The 16,924-nt window shown below is 56.3% G+C and carries 15 protein-coding genes and 3 tRNA genes; 7 read left to right on the top strand and 11 right to left on the bottom strand.

What is annotated here, in order from left to right:
• The first annotated feature begins 383 nt into the window (after positions 1-383).
• Positions 384-911, top strand: a complete 528-nt coding sequence (locus tag Q371_RS18870; RefSeq protein WP_034343331.1) for a GNAT family N-acetyltransferase — start codon at positions 384-386, stop codon at positions 909-911.
• 124 nt (positions 912-1,035) lie between these two features.
• On the opposite strand, the gene Q371_RS18865 is transcribed toward Q371_RS18870, so the two are convergent.
• Positions 1,036-1,575: a hypothetical protein gene (locus tag Q371_RS18865; RefSeq protein WP_034343326.1), complete on the bottom strand. Its 540-nt coding sequence runs from the start codon at positions 1,573-1,575 to the stop codon at positions 1,036-1,038.
• A 275-nt stretch (positions 1,576-1,850) separates the two neighbouring features.
• Entirely contained in the window at positions 1,851-2,345 is a 495-nt protein-coding gene (locus Q371_RS18860; RefSeq protein ID WP_034343323.1) for a DUF456 domain-containing protein, read from the bottom strand.
• Positions 2,346-2,488: 143 nt separating this feature from the next.
• On the opposite strand from Q371_RS18860, the gene Q371_RS18855 reads away from it, so the two are divergent.
• The 3 genes from Q371_RS18855 (at position 2,489) to Q371_RS18845 (ending at position 5,231) form a co-directional block, all read left to right on the top strand.
• The gene (locus Q371_RS18855) at positions 2,489-3,070 is read left to right on the top strand and encodes an SRPBCC family protein (protein ID WP_034343320.1); all 582 of its coding nucleotides are present in this window, start codon (positions 2,489-2,491) and stop codon (positions 3,068-3,070) included.
• The gene (locus Q371_RS18850; RefSeq protein ID WP_051964801.1) at positions 3,063-4,178 is read left to right on the top strand and encodes a M20 family metallopeptidase; all 1,116 of its coding nucleotides are present in this window, start codon (positions 3,063-3,065) and stop codon (positions 4,176-4,178) included. Before Q371_RS18855 ends, Q371_RS18850 begins: the two co-directional genes overlap by 8 nt.
• A gap of 138 nt (positions 4,179-4,316) precedes the next feature.
• Positions 4,317-5,231 (top strand): diacylglycerol/lipid kinase family protein, encoded by a 915-nt coding sequence (locus Q371_RS18845; protein ID WP_034343317.1) that lies wholly within the window; start codon positions 4,317-4,319, stop codon positions 5,229-5,231.
• 76 nt (positions 5,232-5,307) lie between these two features.
• On the opposite strand, the gene Q371_RS18840 is transcribed toward Q371_RS18845, so the two are convergent.
• Both Q371_RS18840 and Q371_RS18830 read right to left on the bottom strand, forming a co-directional pair.
• A complete protein-coding gene (locus Q371_RS18840; RefSeq protein WP_034343314.1) occupies positions 5,308-5,937 on the bottom strand; it encodes a LysE family translocator in 630 nt (209 codons plus the stop codon).
• 186 nt (positions 5,938-6,123) lie between these two features.
• Complete coding sequence (locus Q371_RS18830; protein ID WP_034343308.1) at positions 6,124-6,876, bottom strand: NTP transferase domain-containing protein; 753 nt, start codon at positions 6,874-6,876, stop codon at positions 6,124-6,126.
• Between the two features lie 102 nt (positions 6,877-6,978).
• Here Q371_RS18830 and Q371_RS18825 point away from each other — a divergent pair, with 102 nt between their 5' ends.
• Positions 6,979-9,249 (top strand): glycoside hydrolase family 31 protein, encoded by a 2,271-nt coding sequence (locus tag Q371_RS18825; RefSeq protein ID WP_051964799.1) that lies wholly within the window; start codon positions 6,979-6,981, stop codon positions 9,247-9,249.
• 108 nt (positions 9,250-9,357) lie between these two features.
• Here Q371_RS18825 and Q371_RS18820 read toward each other — a convergent pair whose 3' ends face one another.
• Entirely contained in the window at positions 9,358-10,563 is a 1,206-nt protein-coding gene (locus Q371_RS18820) for an aminotransferase class I/II-fold pyridoxal phosphate-dependent enzyme (protein WP_245618373.1), read from the bottom strand.
• A 219-nt stretch (positions 10,564-10,782) separates the two neighbouring features.
• On the opposite strand from Q371_RS18820, the gene Q371_RS18815 reads away from it, so the two are divergent.
• Together Q371_RS18815 and Q371_RS18810 are read left to right on the top strand one after the other, a co-directional pair.
• Positions 10,783-12,387, top strand: coding sequence for a tyrosinase family protein (locus Q371_RS18815; protein WP_034343302.1), 1,605 nt, complete (start codon positions 10,783-10,785; stop codon positions 12,385-12,387).
• 156 nt (positions 12,388-12,543) lie between these two features.
• A complete protein-coding gene (locus tag Q371_RS18810) occupies positions 12,544-12,999 on the top strand; it encodes a hypothetical protein (protein ID WP_034343299.1) in 456 nt (151 codons plus the stop codon).
• Between the two features lie 90 nt (positions 13,000-13,089).
• On the opposite strand, the gene Q371_RS18805 is transcribed toward Q371_RS18810, so the two are convergent.
• The 6 genes from Q371_RS18805 to pheT all read right to left on the bottom strand — a co-directional run bounded on the left by Q371_RS18805 (position 13,090) and on the right by pheT (position 16,923).
• Entirely contained in the window at positions 13,090-13,332 is a 243-nt protein-coding gene (locus Q371_RS18805; RefSeq protein WP_034343296.1) for a hypothetical protein, read from the bottom strand.
• 202 nt (positions 13,333-13,534) lie between these two features.
• Positions 13,535-13,834, bottom strand: coding sequence for a hypothetical protein (locus Q371_RS18800; RefSeq protein ID WP_051964797.1), 300 nt, complete (start codon positions 13,832-13,834; stop codon positions 13,535-13,537).
• Between the two features lie 118 nt (positions 13,835-13,952).
• Positions 13,953-14,029 (bottom strand) — tRNA-Arg (locus Q371_RS18795).
• Between the two features lie 44 nt (positions 14,030-14,073).
• Positions 14,074-14,147: transfer RNA gene (locus Q371_RS18790), tRNA-Gly, on the bottom strand.
• Between the two features lie 44 nt (positions 14,148-14,191).
• Positions 14,192-14,268, bottom strand: a tRNA-Pro gene (locus Q371_RS18785).
• 276 nt (positions 14,269-14,544) lie between these two features.
• Positions 14,545-16,923, bottom strand: a complete 2,379-nt coding sequence (gene pheT / locus Q371_RS18780) for a phenylalanine--tRNA ligase subunit beta (RefSeq protein ID WP_034343293.1) — start codon at positions 16,921-16,923, stop codon at positions 14,545-14,547.
• Between the last annotated feature and the right edge of the window lies 1 nt (position 16,924).

Below are 16,924 nucleotides of genomic sequence, written 5' to 3'. Positions count from 1 at the left end.
AGTCACGGTCAGGCCATGCCAACACCAAGAGCCATCAGCCGTCAGCGATCAGCCGTCAGCAATCAGGACAGTTTTCTGGCTGCCTTTTGAACGGAAAGCCACTCAGACTTTCCGTTTGTGGCTTTTTGTTTTGCTGTTTGCAAAAGCTTTTTGCTGAAAGCTGAGGGCTGATTGCTGAACGCTTTTTCAAGTGACATGCCAAAAGTCAGACTTTGTGCTTACCCTGTTGGGACCCATGGATATGCTTGACGAATATTGCATACCGGCATATACTGATAGACATCAATCGGCGAAAAGCCGAATTTTTTGTTTTGGTCCCTCTGCGTTCAGGCAGAGGGCTTTTTGCTCTACCCCCAGAGCACCCACAGGTCATACTGAAAAGCATGGAGACCCTCTGGCTCAGGCCCCTCACCCTGGAAGATCTGGACACCATTTATGCCTGGAGTCAGGACGATGAGTTTTGCCTGTCCAATGGGTGGTCTCTGGGGCTTTCCCACCAGAAAATCAAAGTGTGGTGGATGGCCCTGCTCAAAACCCCTTCTACGGTGATGGTGCGTCAGGGCATCATGCATGGGGGGCAACTGGTGGGTTTTGTGGAATTGTCCCACATCAACCCGGTCCTGCAAACCGCAAGCTTTGGAATTGCCATTGGGGCCAGAGACCTCTGGGGTCAGGGTCTGGGCACACAGGCAGGCCGTTTGATGATCCAGCATGGCTTTCAGGAGATGAATCTCAGGCAGATCCGTGCAGAGGTCCACAGGCCGAATGTGCGTTCTCTGGCCCTCATGAAGAAGCTGGGTTTTCGCAAAACGGGAATCCTGAAGGAGCATGAGGTGTACAGGGGCCAGCTCAGCGATGTGGTGCTGTTTGCTCTGGACAGACCCGATCCAGACTGCTGCGTTGATCAGTGAATCCACAGGATTCAGAAATCCTTTTCAGAGAGACAGTTTTTGTTCTTCTGTCAAATGCATTCAAAAAGCAGAGGCTTTCACCTCTGCTTTTGGATTCATGGTGCGAAGGATCGGACGCTCAGGGTCAGTGGCGTGCGGTGGTGCGCTGACCACGGTCATGGTCGTTTGGACGGTTGCGGTGTCCCAGCAAACCGGCCAGACCCAGCAAGCCCAGAATGCCCCAGGGGAAACCATTGTCGTCATCGCGGGTGTAGGTTTCATCTGCAACAGCGGTGCGGTCTCCACCAAGTTGGGTGGTGTCGTCCGGTCCATTGCCCACCCCTGCACTGCCAGAGCCTGCCTGACCCGAGTCGGTGGTGCCTGCGGTATTGCCCATTCCACTGCCATCTTCACCAGTGTTGCCGAGGCTCTGGGGGGTGGTGTCGCTTCTGACGGGTCCGGTGTCGGTGCTGCCTCCGTCGGTGGTGGGTGCGCCAGAGTTGTTGTCTTCGTTGGTGGTTCCAGAGTTTCCAGAATTGAAATCTTCATTGCCTGTGCTGGTGCTGCTGTCAGGCATGCTGGTGCTGGTTCCTTCTGAGGTGTCTGGGGTGTCCACTTGAGCGAAAGACAGAGGGGTCATCAGACAACACAGGGTGATCAGGGTGATTTTGCTGAATTTTGGCATGGCTTGTCTCCTTTGGTGTGCATGTTTGAGGGCCTTGAAGGCGCTCCTGTCCTCTCATGCTAGACCCGCACCATGTGGAGGCCTTTTGGTCGGCGTGAAAAGGCATGTGCCCTGCTGAAGCTGAAGAAATCTTCTCTGGGACAACAAATTGATGTGGGTCTGACCCGTCCCTGAGGGAGGGCTGGATTTCTGCTTCAGGTTGTGGCTTTGTTCACAGCAAAATGTGCACAGCAAAACACCCTGCTGTGCAGCAGGGTGTTTTGAAAGGCAAACCTTTAAAAGATGGCCCTTGACGGGTCCCAGAGCCTGTAAAGCTCGTAAATGCCGATCAGGATGTGCAAGACCACTTTGGCGGCAATGCCTGTCACCAGTCCGATCAAAGTGCCCCATGCGCTTTTGAGCGCCTGATCCACGGGTTTCTTCTCGACGTACATCTCGACCAGAAAAGCCCCACCCAGAGGTCCCACAATCAGGCCCATTGGCAGGAAGATGCCCACAATGCTGCCCCAGAAAGCGCCCCAGGCGGCTTTCGGGCTTCCACCGTATTTGCGGGTGCCCCATGCGCCGGTGATGTTGTCGATCAGGCCGATTCCCACACTGATGATTCCAAGGGTGAGCAGGAACCAGAAGTCTGAGAATTGAAAGCCATCGATCATGGTGGCAATCACCGAGCCAACGAAAATCAACAGGGTTGCGGGCACCACCGGAATGAAAGTGCCAATCACGCCCACAATCCAGATCACCAGAAAAACCAGAAAAGCCAGAGTCATCTTGCAACAGGTATACGGGAAGTGCAGGTTAGAAGTTGCAGGAGGGGTTGCTTTTGGTGTCTCGGATTGCAATTTCACACCAGAGAACCGGGCTGTGGGAAGTCAGGCAAACAAGCTCTGGCACTTCCGATTAAAATGGGGCCATGAACACAAGACGCATTTTGAAAGTGGCAGGTGGAGCGTTGCTGGCGGTGGTGGGCCTGCAACAGAAAGGCAAACGGGGTCTGGCACTGGCCGGGCTTGGCGGGGCCCTGATTTACAATGGACTGCGTGAACAAGAAGACCTGCCGGGGGTTACCTCCTCTGGAGACATCTACCTTGAAGACAGCGTGGTTCTGCAAAAACCCCTGTCTGAGGTGTACATCCAGCTTCGCAACTTCCCGAGCCTCCCCCAGATTTTGACCCACCTGGACAAAGTGGAATTCCGTGGCGAGGGGATTTTCTTCAAAGGTCAGGTGCCTCTGGGCATGCTTGCCGAGTGGGAAATCGAAATGGTCTTCGATGACCATCAGGAGCGTTTCGGCTGGAGGTCCAAACCGGGCAGCATGCTGGATCACGCTGGAAGCCTGACTTTCCAGAAGATCGACGAGAACACCACCCGCGTGCACGTTGCGGTGTCTTACAAGCTGCCCAGAGAACTGATGGGCGTCTGGAAGGACCAGTTGACCCCCGAGCGCCTGCGTGCAGATCTGGAAGCCTACAAACGCAAGGTGGAACGTGTTTGATGGCCTGAATTTCCTGCAGGACCTGCTGAAAATCCGTTCTTACACCACCGAAGAACAGCAGATCGGTCAGCGTGTGGTGCAGGAGATGCGGCAGTTGGGTTTCGACCATGCTTTTCTGGACCCCAGCGGAAACGCCATCGGTGTGGTGCGTGGCGAAAAGCGTGGCGAGGCCCTCTTGCTGATTTCCCACCTCGACCATGTCCATGAAGGGGATGTTTCACTCTGGGAGCATCCACCTTATGCTGCTGTCCTCGAAAAGGACATCTTGCATGGCCGTGGAACCGTGGACATCAAAGGCCCCCTCAGTGCACAGGTGTACGCTCTGGCCGGACTGATCCAGCAGGGGAAACGGCCCAGCAAGGACATCGTGCTGGCAGCTTTTGTGGAAGAGGAAACCGGAGGCAAAGGCATCGCCGAATTTGTGGAGCGGTTGCCTTTCACCCTGCCAGATGGAGAAATCCTGAACATCACTGGAGCGGTGGTCGGAGAACCCAGCAGCAATCAGGTGATGCTCGGGCACCGTGGGGTGGCCCACGTGACGCTGGTGTTCAAAGGGGCAGCCCACCACGCTTCTTTTGGCCTGCATGACCAGAACCCGATGTTCGAAATGGCCGAGTTTCTGGGTCGCCTGAGGCAGTACGACCTTCCCGTGCATCCCATCGTGGGAGAGCACACCCTTGCCCCTACACAGGTCACCTGCGACAGCGGTTCGGAGAACGTCACCTCCAACACGGTCAGTCTGGTCCTCGACTGGCGCAGCACCAGCACCCCCGAGGAGATGCGCCAGATCCTCAAAACGCTCACGGCAGGTTTGAAAGTGGATTACGAGGTCAGTGAACTCTGGACCCTCAAGAACACCCCCGGTTTCCACATCGAACCCGAGCACCCTCTGGTGCAGAATCTGGCAAAACACGCCCGGATTCATGCGGATTTCGGGATCTGGAACTTTGCCACCGATGGCCGTTACACCCACGCTCAGGGCATCCCCACCGTGGGTTTTGGACCGGGCAACCCGAGGCTGGCCCACACCGTCCATGAGCACATTCACCTGCAAGAATTGCAAGACCACGTGAAGGTGCTGCAAAGCTTTTTGCAAGACCTTCAGTGACCGAACAGAAACGGAACAGAAAATGCAGCATTGGGCCAGTGCACATGTGCTGGCCTGATTTTTGGATCTTGCCTTGTAAATTCGGGCTTTTCTCTCTAATCTGAACTCAGGTTAAAATCAAAAGGGAAACACTGTTTCATGCTGAAAGAATTGCTGGTCATTCGAAATCCAAGGTCCGGACAGGGCACCACCCCTCTGGACGGTTTTTTACACCTTTTGCACGAAGAGGATTACGGCATCACTGTGAGGTATCTGCACCGAAATTTGCGTGTGCAGGACCTGCTTTACGATGCTGCAAATTACCACGCTGTGATTGCTGCCGGAGGGGATGGGACCGTCAGCAGCGTGGCCCACGCCATGATCGGACTGGACACCCCCATTCTGGCGTATCCGGCAGGCACCGCCAACCTGATTTCCCAGAACCTCGGGTTGGTGCCCAATGTGCGGGAACTTGCGCAGGTGGTGATGCAAGAAGAAACCCTCACGTGTGACCTTGCCGAAATCCACTTGCAGGACATGACTTTTGGTTTCACCATGGTGGCCGGAGCTGGCCTCGATGCCGACATGATCCGCGAAAGCGAAACCCTGAAACCCAACTTCGGGGTGCTGGCCTATTTCATGGGGGTGTTCAAAAACCTGCGGGCCACCGAAGCCGACATCCTGCTCGAACTCGATGGGGTGGCCGTCCGCACCAGAGGCATGAGCGTCTTGCTGGCCAATTTTGGGATGGTCAATTTCGGGATTCCGCTGGCTCCGGGCATCGATCCCGCAGATGGCCTGCTCAGCGTGATTGTGGTCAAAGGAAACACCCCTCTGGCCATCGTGCCGAAAATCATGGACTCCTTCGTGACCCGCATGGGCCTGAAAACCATTCCGGCCCCAGAGGGTGTGGAAATTTACACCTGCAAATCGGTGCGCATCCAGTCGGATCCTGCGCTTCCCATCCAGTACGACGGTGAATTGCTGGATGCCACCACCCCACTGACCGCTCGGGTCATTCCCCATGCCGTGCGGTTTCTGGTGCCTGCCCGCACCCAGCGAACCAACACCTGAGGGACTTTGCTGCATAGATCCGTGAAATGGGAGGATTCGTTTGAATCCTCCCATTCTTGTTCTTCTGTCAAATGCTTCAGTTTTGTGAGGTGAAGGCCAGTTTGATGCCAAGGGCCACGAAAACCCCGGCCATGGTGCGGTTTTGCCAGCGCAGAAAAGCTGGACGTTTGCGCATGAATTCACGGACGGTGCCTGAAAGCAAGGCCAACCCCACGTTGTACATCAACACCACGCCCATCACCACCAGACCGAGGAGCAGGAATTGCACCGTGACCTGCTGGTGCTCTGGACGCACAAATTGAGGTAGGAAGGACAGGAAAAACAGGGCCACTTTGGGATTGAACACATTGGAGAGCATCCCTTGCAGCAGGGCCTGTGAGGCAGTGATCGGTTTGTGCTCGGGGTGGTCGAGGTCCAGAGGTGGGCTTCTGAGTGCCTGAATCCCGAGGTAAATCAGGTAAGCAGCCCCCAGAAATTTGACCACACTGAATGCCACGCTGGAGGTCATCAGAATTGCAGAAAGCCCAAGTGCTGCGGTGATGGTGTGAACGACCAGACCCAGCACGGTCCCTGCACCTGTCGCCATGCCGATGGTCCGGCCAGAGGTCATGCTGCGCCCCAGAATCAGCAGGGTGTCAGGACCGGGAATCAGTGCGAGGGCCAGTGCAGCGACAAAAATGGAAGTGAATTGCTGAAAGTCCAACATGTTTCAAAGTAACACGGTGGGTGCTCAGGGGCTCGGGCCTGTCTGCATTGGGTCAAGAAGAAGGCAGAAGGCAGAAGGCAGAAAAACCGTTACCACCAACGTAGGGGCGAGGCGTGCCTCGCCCTTCATTGCAAAAGCCAAAGCTTTTGTTGCCCTCGGCCCTCAGCCCTCGGCAAACTGTTTCACTCAACCCTGATTTTTGCTCAATTGCCTTTTCGCCAATTCCAGATCCCCATCTTTGTCCACATCGGTGCCCACACTGGCATGGGGGGTCGGCATGGCACTGACCGTGACCCCGAGCAATCCGCCCACTTTTTGCTCCAGACCTTTCAGGCCCAGTTGCCCGGTCAGGAGTTTCAGGAGGGTGCCAAAGCCAATCAATCCGGCCAGTTTGAGGGGGTTTTTGCGGTTGGCCAGCATGGCTTTCAGTTTGGGCAAAAAGGTGCTGACGATCTCGGGCTTCAGGATGAAGATGTTGCCTCCGGTGAAGGTGCCGTCTTTGAGGCGGGCATAGGTGCGCTTCACGCCGGGGTAGGCTTTTTCGCAGTCTTCTTTGCGGACAATAGGGTAGACCAGTCCGCTGTCCGGGGTGCTGTCCAGCAGGCTTTGCAGTTCTGCTCCGGTCAGCATTGGAATGTCGGCGGTGACCACCAGAACCCGAGCACCTGCGGGCATGTTTTTCACCCCGAATTCGAGGTTTCCGATCAGGCTGCCTTGATCGGGCAGGGTCTGATCGATCAGGCCAGACACCTCTGGGGTGGTCGGTCCAATGTAAGCGATGTGCGAGATGCGCCCAGAGTTTTTGAGGGCTTCCAGCACGTACACCGCCATGGCTTTGCCGTGGATGGGAATCAGGGGTTTCACAGGGGCCTGATGGGCGGTGGCAAATGGGTCGTTGGGGTCTCCTCCCCCGAGGACAAGGGCGTTCCAGTGGGTCATGACGCTTCATGGTACTGCAATTTGGCAGACAGGGGGGATTTGCTACAGCCTCCCATCCCGTGAGCCTTTACATTGGGTCGCAGTCCTTTGATGGAGGCGATCATGTTTCAAAAAATCGACATCCAGAAAGCCAGAGCCTGCCTGAGCGGCATCCATGCCAGAGCAGAAATCACCTGCCCTCTGGAGGGTGTGTGGCGGTATCGGGTGCGTCCCAGAGGTTACATTCAGGGGGACCACCTCCCTGAAAAAAGCAGCTTTGCTGTCCTCAATCCCTGCCAGTTGCCTTTTGACATTGCCGATGAGGGCTGGACCCTCAGCGCAGAAAACATGGAACTCAAGATCACCCCAGAAGGGAAACTCACTTTCCTCTGGCGCAACGAACAGGTGTGTGAAGTGCGTGGGGTCTCGGGCATTTTTCAGCCGGACGAGCCGGTGAACCGCAAGGAAAGCACCGTTCAGATCCATGCGCCTTATGGGGAAGCTTACGTGGGTTTTGGTGAAAAAGTGGGTCCGCTCAACAAAAGGGGTTTGAAATTCACCTTCTGGAACACCGATGTGGCCCCCCACCATCCAGACACCGATCCCCTCTACCAGAGCATTCCTTTTTTCATGGGTTTGCATCAGGGGCGGGTGTGGGGCTTCTTTCTGGACGAAAGCGCCCGCTCAGAGGTGGACATCGCCAAGGACCACCCTGAAACCCTCTGCTGGACCGCCCAGAGCAACGAACTGGACTTGTATTTTGTTTTTGGAGACACCCCAGCAGACATTCTGGACCGCTACACCGACCTGACCGGAAAAATCCCCCCAAGGCCGCTCTGGTCCATGGGTTTACACCAGTCCAGATACAGTTACGAGTCACAGGACGAAGTGCTGAACATCATTGACCATTACCGTCGGCATCAGATTCCTCTGGATTGTGTGCATCTGGACATCCATTACATGGACGCCTACAAGGTGTTCACCTTCAATCCTTTCCGGTTCTCCAACCCCTCTGAACTGACCTGCAAAGCCGAGCGGCAAGGGGTGAAGATCATCACCATCATGGATCCCGCGGTCAAAGAGGCCGAAGGCTATTTCATGTACGACGAGGCCATCAAAGAAAACTTTCTGGTGAAAGGGGTCAGGGGAGATGTGCTCACCGGGCAGGTCTGGCCGGGCAAAGCGGTTTTTCCGGACTTCATCCAGCCAGAGGTGCGCGAGTGGTGGGGCGACAAACACCAGATCATGCTGGATGCCGGAATCTCGGGTTTCTGGAACGACATGAACGAGCCCAGTTCGGAATGTGTGCACAGCGAACACGATCCGGAGCGGGTGCATGGGAAAACCCTGCCAGACGATGCCTTGCACGGAAAATTGCACCATCTGGAAGCCCACAACCTGTACGGTCTGACCATGTGTCAGGCCACCTTCGAGGGGCTGCAAAAGCTGGAACCCCACAAGCGGCCTTTCATTGTGACCCGTGCGGGTTATGCCGGAATCCAGCGGTACGCAACGGTGTGGACCGGAGACAACAGCGCTTACTGGGAGCACATGGAAATGAACCTTCAATTGCTCCTGTCTCTGGGGCTCTCTGGGATTCCGTGTGTGGGCAGCGACATCGGTGGATTTCTGGGCAATTCCAGTGGTGAACTGGTGACCCGCTGGACATGGCTCGGGGCTTTTTATCCGTTCATGCGCAACCACAGTTCGATGGGCACCGACCACAAAGAACCGTGGAATTTTCCAGAGCACCTCCCGTTCATCAAGGCGGCTGTGGAATTCCGTTACCGACTGTTGCCTTACCTTTACACCCTGATGAAAGAGGCCGAAGAAAACGGCCTGCCTTCCATGCGGGCCATGCTCCTCCATTACCCCGAGCACGGCACCCACCTTTACGACCAGTTCCTGTCTGGTGAGAACCTTTTGGTGGCCCCAATCATGCGGCCTTACCACACCCACCGCACGGTGTATTTCCCGACCTCTGGCTGGGTGGAACTCAACAAGGACACCCCGCGCACCTATGGCAGTGTTTACGAAGTGGTGTCCAGCGGTCTGGACTGCATTCCCATTTTCCTGCGACCCGGCGGCATTGTTCCCCTCACCGAAGTGGCGCAGTTCACCACCACGGCCCTCTGGGAAACCCTTGAATGGCATGTGAATGTTTTGCAGGAAGGCCAGCACCGCCTGTACGAAGATGAAGGAGAGGGCACCTCCAGAGGACGCTGGATCACCCTCAAAATTGAACGCGATGGGGATCAGGTGCGTGTGTTGCGCTCTGGAAGCCAGACCCGCAAAGAAACACTGGTGGTTTACGGCCACGATGGACGCCTGCCTTACTGTCTGGAAGTGAAGCCCGGTTGGAAATCCCTGACCTTGCCTTCCAGAGAAGCCTGAACATCCAGAAAAGCATCCAAAAACCCTGCTCCACAACACTGGAGCAGGGTCAAATCAAATTTCAGTGGAAGTGCTTTGGTTTGCAGTCAAAAAGCCAGAGCACCACAGTCATCTTTGCGCTGACCGCTGATGGCTGACCGCTGACCGCTGTTTCAGGTACGCCGAAATCTTGTGTGCAGCTTCTTGCAGCACCTCGGGTTCACGGACCAGAGCGAACCGCACATGGCCTTCTCCCCTCGTGCCAAAAGCGAGGCCAGGAGCAACCGCCACACCTGTCTCTCGGGCCAATCCCAGAGCAAACTCGAAAGAGGGGATGGAGGCTGGAATTTTGGCCCACACGTACATGCTGGCTTGCGGAACAGAGATGTCCCATCCGGTGTCCTGCAACGCCTGACACAGGGCGTCCCGGCGTTCCATCAGGCGTCTGGCGTCCTGACGGGTGTGTTCGCGGGGGAGCCCCAGAGCGGCCATGCCTGCACGCTGGATGCCCACATACTGGTTGAAATCAATGGCGCTTTTCAGTTTTTCCAGAGCAGCAATCGCCTCTGGATTTCCGGCTGCCCAGCCCAGTCGGAAGCCTCCCATGTGAAAGCTTTTGGAGATGCTGTACAGCTCTACGGCACAGTCCAGTGCACCTCTGGCATTCAGGACGCTCGGGGCTTCGTATGCTCCAAAGACCATGTCCACATAAGGAAAATCGTGAATGAGCAGGATGTCGTGCTGCAAGCAGAAGTTCACAGCTTGCTGCATGAACTCTGGTGTGGCGACCCCAGCGGTCGGGTTGTTGGGGTAAGACAGCACCAGCACTTTGGCTCTGGAGGCCACATCTTCAGGCAGGCTTTGCAGGTCAGGCAGAAAGCCCTGTTCTTCCAGCAATGGGACCAGATGGGTGTCCAGCCCAGCAATCGACACGGCCCCCAGATAGCTCGGGTAACCGGGGTCAGGCAAAAGGATCAGGTCGCCGGGGTTGGTCACCGCCAAGAGCAGGTGTCCGAATCCCTCCTGAGAACCGATCAATGGCAACAGGTGACTGTGCGGGTCCAGAGCAAGGCCCATGCGCCTCTGGTGCCAGTCTGAAACGGCTTCCAGAAAAGGGGTGAATCCGCTTCTCAGGCAGTAACCGTAGGTGGAGGGGTCCCAGACCGCATCCGACAGGGCTTGCAAAGCCACCTGTGGAGGAGGCAGGTCGGAAGCTCCGATGCTCAGGTCAATCAGGGGCAAACCTTTTGAACGGGCTTCTTTTTTGGCGGCGTCCATCTGCAGAAAAACACTTTCGGGCATTCCGGAAACCCGGCTGGAGGTAAATCGCGTCACCTCCTCAGCTTAACGGGAATCGGAGACCTCGAACGGCTTGTGTTTTGCAAGAGGATTCACCAGAGTTCAAAACTGCAGGTTTTCCCTGAAGCTTCAATACGAAAAAACACCGATGGACACAAGTTTGCCCAGATTTTTGGGTGTCGCATCTTCTACACTGAGGCATCCAACAGCATTCCATGAGAACCCCATGAAAGGAGCTCCACCTTGTCTCACCCCATGGACCCAAGACGCCGCCACCTGCTCAGATTGATGGGCATGGTGGGCACTGGAACTGCCCTCTCTGGCCTGATGAAAAGTTTCGCTCAGGACATGCAGCAATGCTCGGACACCGATGTGCCCAGTGACAACCCCATGAATTGCAGTCCTCCTGCACCCTCTGGCCCTCCGGTGCCATTCACCCCACCCACCGGACCCACCTATCCCAGAAAAAGTGCCTTTGACCTGACCCCCAGAGAAGTGGACCGTTTCCGCGCAGCCTATCAGGCCATGCGTGACCTCACCCAGAGCAACCCTCAAGACCCCAGAGGATGGCTCCAGCAATCTGCCGTGCACTGCTGGTATTGCGGAGGGGGAACCGACGCCCTCTCTGGGCCAGAAATCCACTTCGGCTGGTTTTTCCTGCCATGGCACCGGGCTTACCTGTACTTCCACGAACGCATGCTCGGGCAACTGATTGACGATCCCACTTTCCGTTTGCCTTACTGGGACTGGGACCGTTTTGGCATGACCCCCTCCCGTCAGGCCATGCCTCCCATTTACACGCAAGGCAACCTGAGCAGCAATTCCCTGAATGACCCTTTCCGTGGGGCCAGCCCGATTCAGCAGATGCCTTTCACGTGCAGCAACCCTTACCTGACCTACAGGGTGCTGTCCCAGAGCAGCTTTGAAACTTTTGGTGGAGTGCCCAACACCGGAAATCCCCGAAATCAGGGTCAACTGGAAGCCACCCAGCACGACCGCATCCACAACTTTGTGGGGCTCGGGGTGGATGCACAGGGCAAGTTCAACCCAGCTTACCAGCCCCTGTGTGGTGCAGACATGGGAGACCTGTCCACCGCTGCCAGAGATCCCATTTTCTTTGCCCACCACGGCAACATCGACCGCTTCTGGGACATGTGGAAAAACTTCCAGCCCGGACGCGAAAACCCCACCGACGATTTCTGGCAGGGTCAGGGTTTCCTGTTCTACGACGAGAATGCACGCTGGGTCAGCATTCAGGTTTCCGATGTGCTGGACACCCGCAACCTCGGTTACACCTACGCCTCATTGCAAACCAGCCTTCCTCCAAAAAAACCCCCGCTCACTGCGCCCAAACTGGACATCGAAAGTGCTGTGGTGGTCTCGGGCAAGAATGGCATTCCCCTCAAACCCAACGGGAACACCTACAAGGTGCCCCTGAAGTACACCAAAATCAAAAATCCCAGCCCCAAAAAATACTTCCTCAAGATTCAGGGCATCCAGATTGCCCCGGATGACAGCGCGCAGGCCTTTGTTTTCTTGAACGCCGCAGACAACCCTGCTCTGGAACTTGGCGGAGGAGACATCAGCCAGGGTGTCACCCCCTCCACCCTGCAACAGGCCATTGCGTCCAGCAGCTACCTCGGGTCCATCGGGTCGGTGCGGTCCAGAAGTTCACTGGTGCACCTCCACAAAAACCATGTTTTTGGTGTGACCCTTGAGGTGCCACTCGATGCCCTGTACCTGACCCTGCGCAAACAACGGATCATCGTCAGCATTGTGCCGGTCAATTCGCTTGGGCAACCGGCAGGAGGAGACATCAGTTTCCAGAGCATCGTCTTTGAGGCCCGCGACCCCCTGTAAAGCCTCCATCCTGTACCAGACAGTGAATAAAGGATCTCCCTTACAGACACCCCATAAGAAAACTGTGAGACTGAAAATGTTTGAATCAAAACAGAGGCAATCTGTCTGCAGGCAGGTTGCAAGACGTTCCCATCTCAGGCCTCACAGGAGGATCCCATGCCCGAGTCGTACATGCTTGCCCACGGTGGACAGGTGGTCTTGACCGCCATTGCTGAAAAGAAACCCAACAAACTGCTGCAAACCCCCACCCTTCAGGCTTTCAATCTGGGGCAGGGTGCCATCATGCTGGTGCAACTTGGTCTGGCCAACGAAAGTGGAAGCCGCATCCACATGGTGAATGTGCCTGCTCAGGTGATCGCCCCTCTGGAGTCTGCCACCATTTACCATTTTGAGCGCCACACCCAACTGGAGCGTGAAGACGCAGATTTTGAAGATCTGGTCACCACCTTGGAACGCAACCGTGAAATGCATGTGCTGGTGGCCCAGTTTGCCACCCCCTCCGGGCTGTGCGAGCTTCGATTGCCTTTGCAAATCCAGTTCACTCCAGATGGATTTGTGCTGAATGCCCGCTTGCCCCAGACGGTCAAACCCAGAGTCGCTTCTGCTTCTTGAACTTTGAAAACAGGGCTCTGGCAAACGGAAAAAAAACGAAGGCTGGCTTTTGGGCCAGCCTGATTCCTTGGGGGAGTGGATTTGTGAATGTCATTCGCCTCGAAGGGCACGCTGATAATGCTTGGGAAAACGCAGAGCCACAATCAGCATCAAAGAGAACAAAAAGCCCAGACCTGCGCCCAGAATCGCATTCCCGATCAGGGGATGGATCGCCCATCCACCCACAGCACCCACAAGGATGCCACTCCCGATCAGAGCAGGGCGTCTTTTGATGCTGATCCAGGTCCGCCTCAAGGCTTCTTTGGTTGGGGGGGTATTGGGTGACAGGGTCAACTTCGGATCCTCCTATGTAAAGTTATATTAACAAAATGAAAGCCAGCTAAAACGCAACTGAAGTCACATACTGACAGATTGCTGATTTTGCCGCAGAAAGGCCAAAAAAAGACCCGAGTGTCGCGCTCGGGCCCATTCGTCCCTGCTTCTCAGGACTTTTCCATTAAACAAGCTGAAGTATGACGGATTTCTTTTGTGCATCTCAGGTCCTCCCTTGCTTCTTCAGGACACCATAAATGTGTTCTCGGGTCACCCAACCATTCACTCGGCCACGGTTGTTGCGGATCTGGTACCTGCTTTGTTCGATGGCACCGATCAGGTGCAAATACACATTTCCTGCCACTTGCACGTAAACCACCATTCGTTCTTTGAGCACATGCTGATCGGTCAAAGGTTCAAGCGTGACCTCTTCACCAGAGCGGATCAGAGGGACAATGCTGTTGCCTTTCGGTTTGAAGGTGACCTCCTGGCCAGCCTTGAGTTTTTCAACAATGGGATGCATTCTCATGCCCAAGGGTAAGGGATGAGACCAAAAGACACATCTGGAGAATAGCGCAGGAAAAAGCACAGGGAAATAAGCAAAAACCCCAGAGAACCTGAGGGTTTCTCCGGGGTGCTTTTGGCGCGCTCTGTAGGACTCGAACCTACGACCGACCGCTTAGAAGGCGGTTGCTCTATCCAGCTGAGCTAAGAGCGCTTGCTTTTAAGAAGATTCGCGCCGTTTCCGGCGCGATTCTCTTTTGGAGCGGGATACCAGATTCGAACTGGTGCCAGAAGCTTGGAAGGCTGCTGTGCTACCACTACACCAATCCCGCATTCCTGAGCGCAAGGCAACTGCTGCCGACTTACGCTCTTCCGTTGGTCGAGGCGACTGGATTCGAACCAGCGACCCCTTGGTCCCAAACCAAGTGCGCTACCGGCCTGCGCTACGCCTCGAGGCGCATTAGGGATTCTATATCAACTCTTGGCTCTGGTCAAGGGTTTTGGATAAGAAAAATGGCTTAAAGCGCTGGACCAGAGCACTGAGGGGAGTTGCATCTCTGGGAAGTGAACAGTTGACAGTAGACAGTTCACAGCAAGATGGGGCAAGAGCAATGGGTGTTTCAGACGAGCAAAAAAGAATCAGAGGGGGAATTCACCTTCCCCCTCTGATTCGAAGATCAGATGCCTTCAGGTGTTTTCCTGCTGTTTACTGTGAACTGTCCACTTGCCTTACTGCTCGCGGATGCCCAGCCCGGCGGTTTTGAGGCTTCCAATCAGGTTTTGCAGGTCGGTGTTCACTTCGGTGTCCTGCAGGGTGCGGCTTCCACGGTAGGTCAGGCGCACAGCAATGCTGCGCTGGCCCTCGGGGATGGGGGCACCAGAGTACACATCGAACACCTCCACTTTCTCCAGCAGGCTGCCTCCGTGGGCGTGAATCAGGTCCTCCACTTCGGCGTAACTGACCGATTTGGGGGCAATCACTGCAAGGTCACGCAGGGCGGCAGGGTTGCGGTTCACATCATGGAAGGACCATTCGCGGCCTGGCAGGGGCATTTGCAGGTCCAGCAGGTACAGGTCGGCTTTGAGGCCCAGATTGAAAGCCACCGCAGGATGCACCTGTCCGATGTGCCCGATGCTCTGGCCGTTCCAGACCACCTCTCCGACGATGCCGGGATGCAGGTACTCGGGGGCGTTTCCTTTCACCGCTTTCAGGCGCACATCTGTCCCTAAAGCGTGGGCTGCACTTTCCAGCAGGGCTTTGAAGGTGTAGAAGTCGCTCTGAATGCCTTTCTGCCAGTTTCCGGTGGCCAGAGGACCGCGCATCAGGGCACCCAGACGTTCGGTTTCCCCTTCTTTGGGGAAGATGTGGCCCACTTCGAAGATCAGGAGGCGGGGTTCGTCTTTGTTGGTCTGTGCCACTTTCAGCAGGCTGGGGTACAGGGCTGTGCGCATGTGGGTGCGGTCTGAGGTCAGCGGATTGCGCAGTTCCACCACAGGCTCGGGGGCCTTCGCAGCTTTTGCTTCCTCTGCATTGGTGAAGGTGTAAGTCACCACCTCCTGGAAGCCCAGTCCAGAGAACACCTGTTTCACTTCCCGGCGCAGGCGGCTTTCCCGGTCTGCTCCAATGTTGTCCTCATTGACCTGAATGCTGGGAAGGGTCTCGTTCAGCTTGTCGTAGCCGTAAATGCGGGCAATTTCCTCGATGATGTCCTCAGGGATCAGCATGTCAATGCGCCAGCTTGGAGGGGTCACGCGCAAGGTGTTGTCCTCAAGGGTCACTTTGGCCCCGAGTTTCTCCAGCACCTCTTGCATGGTGCTGTTGTCGATGTTCAGGCCCAGCAGCCTGCGGGCGTAATCGGCATCCAGCAGGATGTCCTGAATGGGCTGGCGGTGGTCCACCACGGTTGCCCCTTCATGCACGGTGGCTCCGGTGACATCGCGCAGCAGTTCCACAATGCGGTTGGCGGCCCAGAGGGGGAGGGCAGGGTCCACACCACGCTCGTAGCGGTACACGGCGTCGGTCTTGAGGCCCAGACGGGTGGAAGTGCGGCGCAGGCGCACGGGATCGAAGTGGGCAGATTCGATGACCACATCCTGTGTGTCATCCTGCACACGGCCCAGATGTCCACCCATGATTCCGGCAATTCCAATGACCTGTCCCTGACCGTTGCGGATCACGGCATCCTGACCTTCGACCAGTTCGTGGTCTGCACCATCAAGGGCCTTGGCGGTTTCGTTGCCAGAGTAATTCACCACGATCTCTTTGCCGGGCAGGTCGCGTGCATCATAGAACGCGGTGGGTTGCCCGAGTTCCAGCATCACCACGTTGCTGATGTCCACAATGGCATTGATCGGGCGCATTCCGGCCAGCATCAGGCGACGCTGCAACCACAGGGGGCTGGGACCGTTCTGGGCACCTGACACGGTGCGGGCCACGAAATGGTTGCAACCCGGACGGGGTTTGTTCTCTGGATCTTTGTGCAAGACGGTTTTTTCCTGAGAAACTGTCAGTTTGACCTCTCCGGCACCCTGAGGTTCCAGTCCTCTGGAAGGAGGCACCAGTTCAAGGTTCAGGTAGGCGGCCAGATCGCGGGCCACACCCAGCACGCTCAGGGCGTCTGCGCGGTTGGGGGTGACCTCCACATCCAGCACCTCATCGGCAGACCAGAGGTCTTTCAGTTCCACGCCGGGTCGGGCGGTGCCCAGAGGCAGCAAAAGCAAACCGCTGGCCCCTTCACCGATGCCCAGTTCTTTGGCACTGGCACACATGCCCCATGAATCAATGCCCTGCATCTTGCGAATGCCGTAGGTCACATCCCCAAGGGTGGTTCCGGGGGTGACCACCGCCACACCCACCCCTGCTCTGGCGTTGGGTGCGCCGGTCACAATGGTTTGCTCCTCTCCGACATTCACGGTGAGTTTGTGAAGCTGGGTGCCTTCCATGGGCTCACAGGTCAGGACCTCGCCGTACACCACTCCAGCAGGAGGGGCAGGCACATCCACGATTTCTTCGACGGGCAGGCCCAGTTGGGCCAGAAGGGGTTCCAGTTCATGGGCGCTGGGAACATTGGGAAGCAGTTCTTTCAGCCAGCTGTAAGGGATTTTCATG

The sequence above is a fragment of the Deinococcus misasensis DSM 22328 genome (assembly GCF_000745915.1).
In the GTDB taxonomy this organism is placed as follows: domain Bacteria; phylum Deinococcota; class Deinococci; order Deinococcales; family Deinococcaceae; genus Deinococcus_C; species Deinococcus_C misasensis.
This window is presented reverse-complemented; position numbering and strand designations above follow the sequence as displayed.

Bases quoted from the DNA above. Each gene is read 5' to 3' on its own strand.
- Q371_RS18830 (WP_034343308.1), bottom strand. From the start codon at position 6,876: ATGACCCACTGGAACGCCCTTGTCCTCGGGGGAGGAGACCCCAACGAC.
- Q371_RS18810 (WP_034343299.1), top strand. From the start codon at position 12,544: ATGCCCGAGTCGTACATGCTTGCCCACGGTGGACAGGTGGTCTTGACC.
- Q371_RS18840 (WP_034343314.1), bottom strand. From the start codon at position 5,937: ATGTTGGACTTTCAGCAATTCACTTCCATTTTTGTCGCTGCACTGGCC.
- Q371_RS18845 (WP_034343317.1), top strand. From the start codon at position 4,317: ATGCTGAAAGAATTGCTGGTCATTCGAAATCCAAGGTCCGGACAGGGC.
- Q371_RS18800 (WP_051964797.1), bottom strand. From the start codon at position 13,834: ATGCATCCCATTGTTGAAAAACTCAAGGCTGGCCAGGAGGTCACCTTC.
- Q371_RS18870 (WP_034343331.1), top strand. From the start codon at position 384: ATGGAGACCCTCTGGCTCAGGCCCCTCACCCTGGAAGATCTGGACACC.
- Q371_RS18860 (WP_034343323.1), bottom strand. From the start codon at position 2,345: ATGACTCTGGCTTTTCTGGTTTTTCTGGTGATCTGGATTGTGGGCGTG.
- Q371_RS18815 (WP_034343302.1), top strand. From the start codon at position 10,783: ATGGACCCAAGACGCCGCCACCTGCTCAGATTGATGGGCATGGTGGGC.
- Q371_RS18865 (WP_034343326.1), bottom strand. From the start codon at position 1,575: ATGCCAAAATTCAGCAAAATCACCCTGATCACCCTGTGTTGTCTGATG.
- Q371_RS18825 (WP_051964799.1), top strand. From the start codon at position 6,979: ATGTTTCAAAAAATCGACATCCAGAAAGCCAGAGCCTGCCTGAGCGGC.
- Q371_RS18855 (WP_034343320.1), top strand. From the start codon at position 2,489: ATGAACACAAGACGCATTTTGAAAGTGGCAGGTGGAGCGTTGCTGGCG.
- pheT (WP_034343293.1), bottom strand. From the start codon at position 16,923: ATGAAAATCCCTTACAGCTGGCTGAAAGAACTGCTTCCCAATGTTCCC.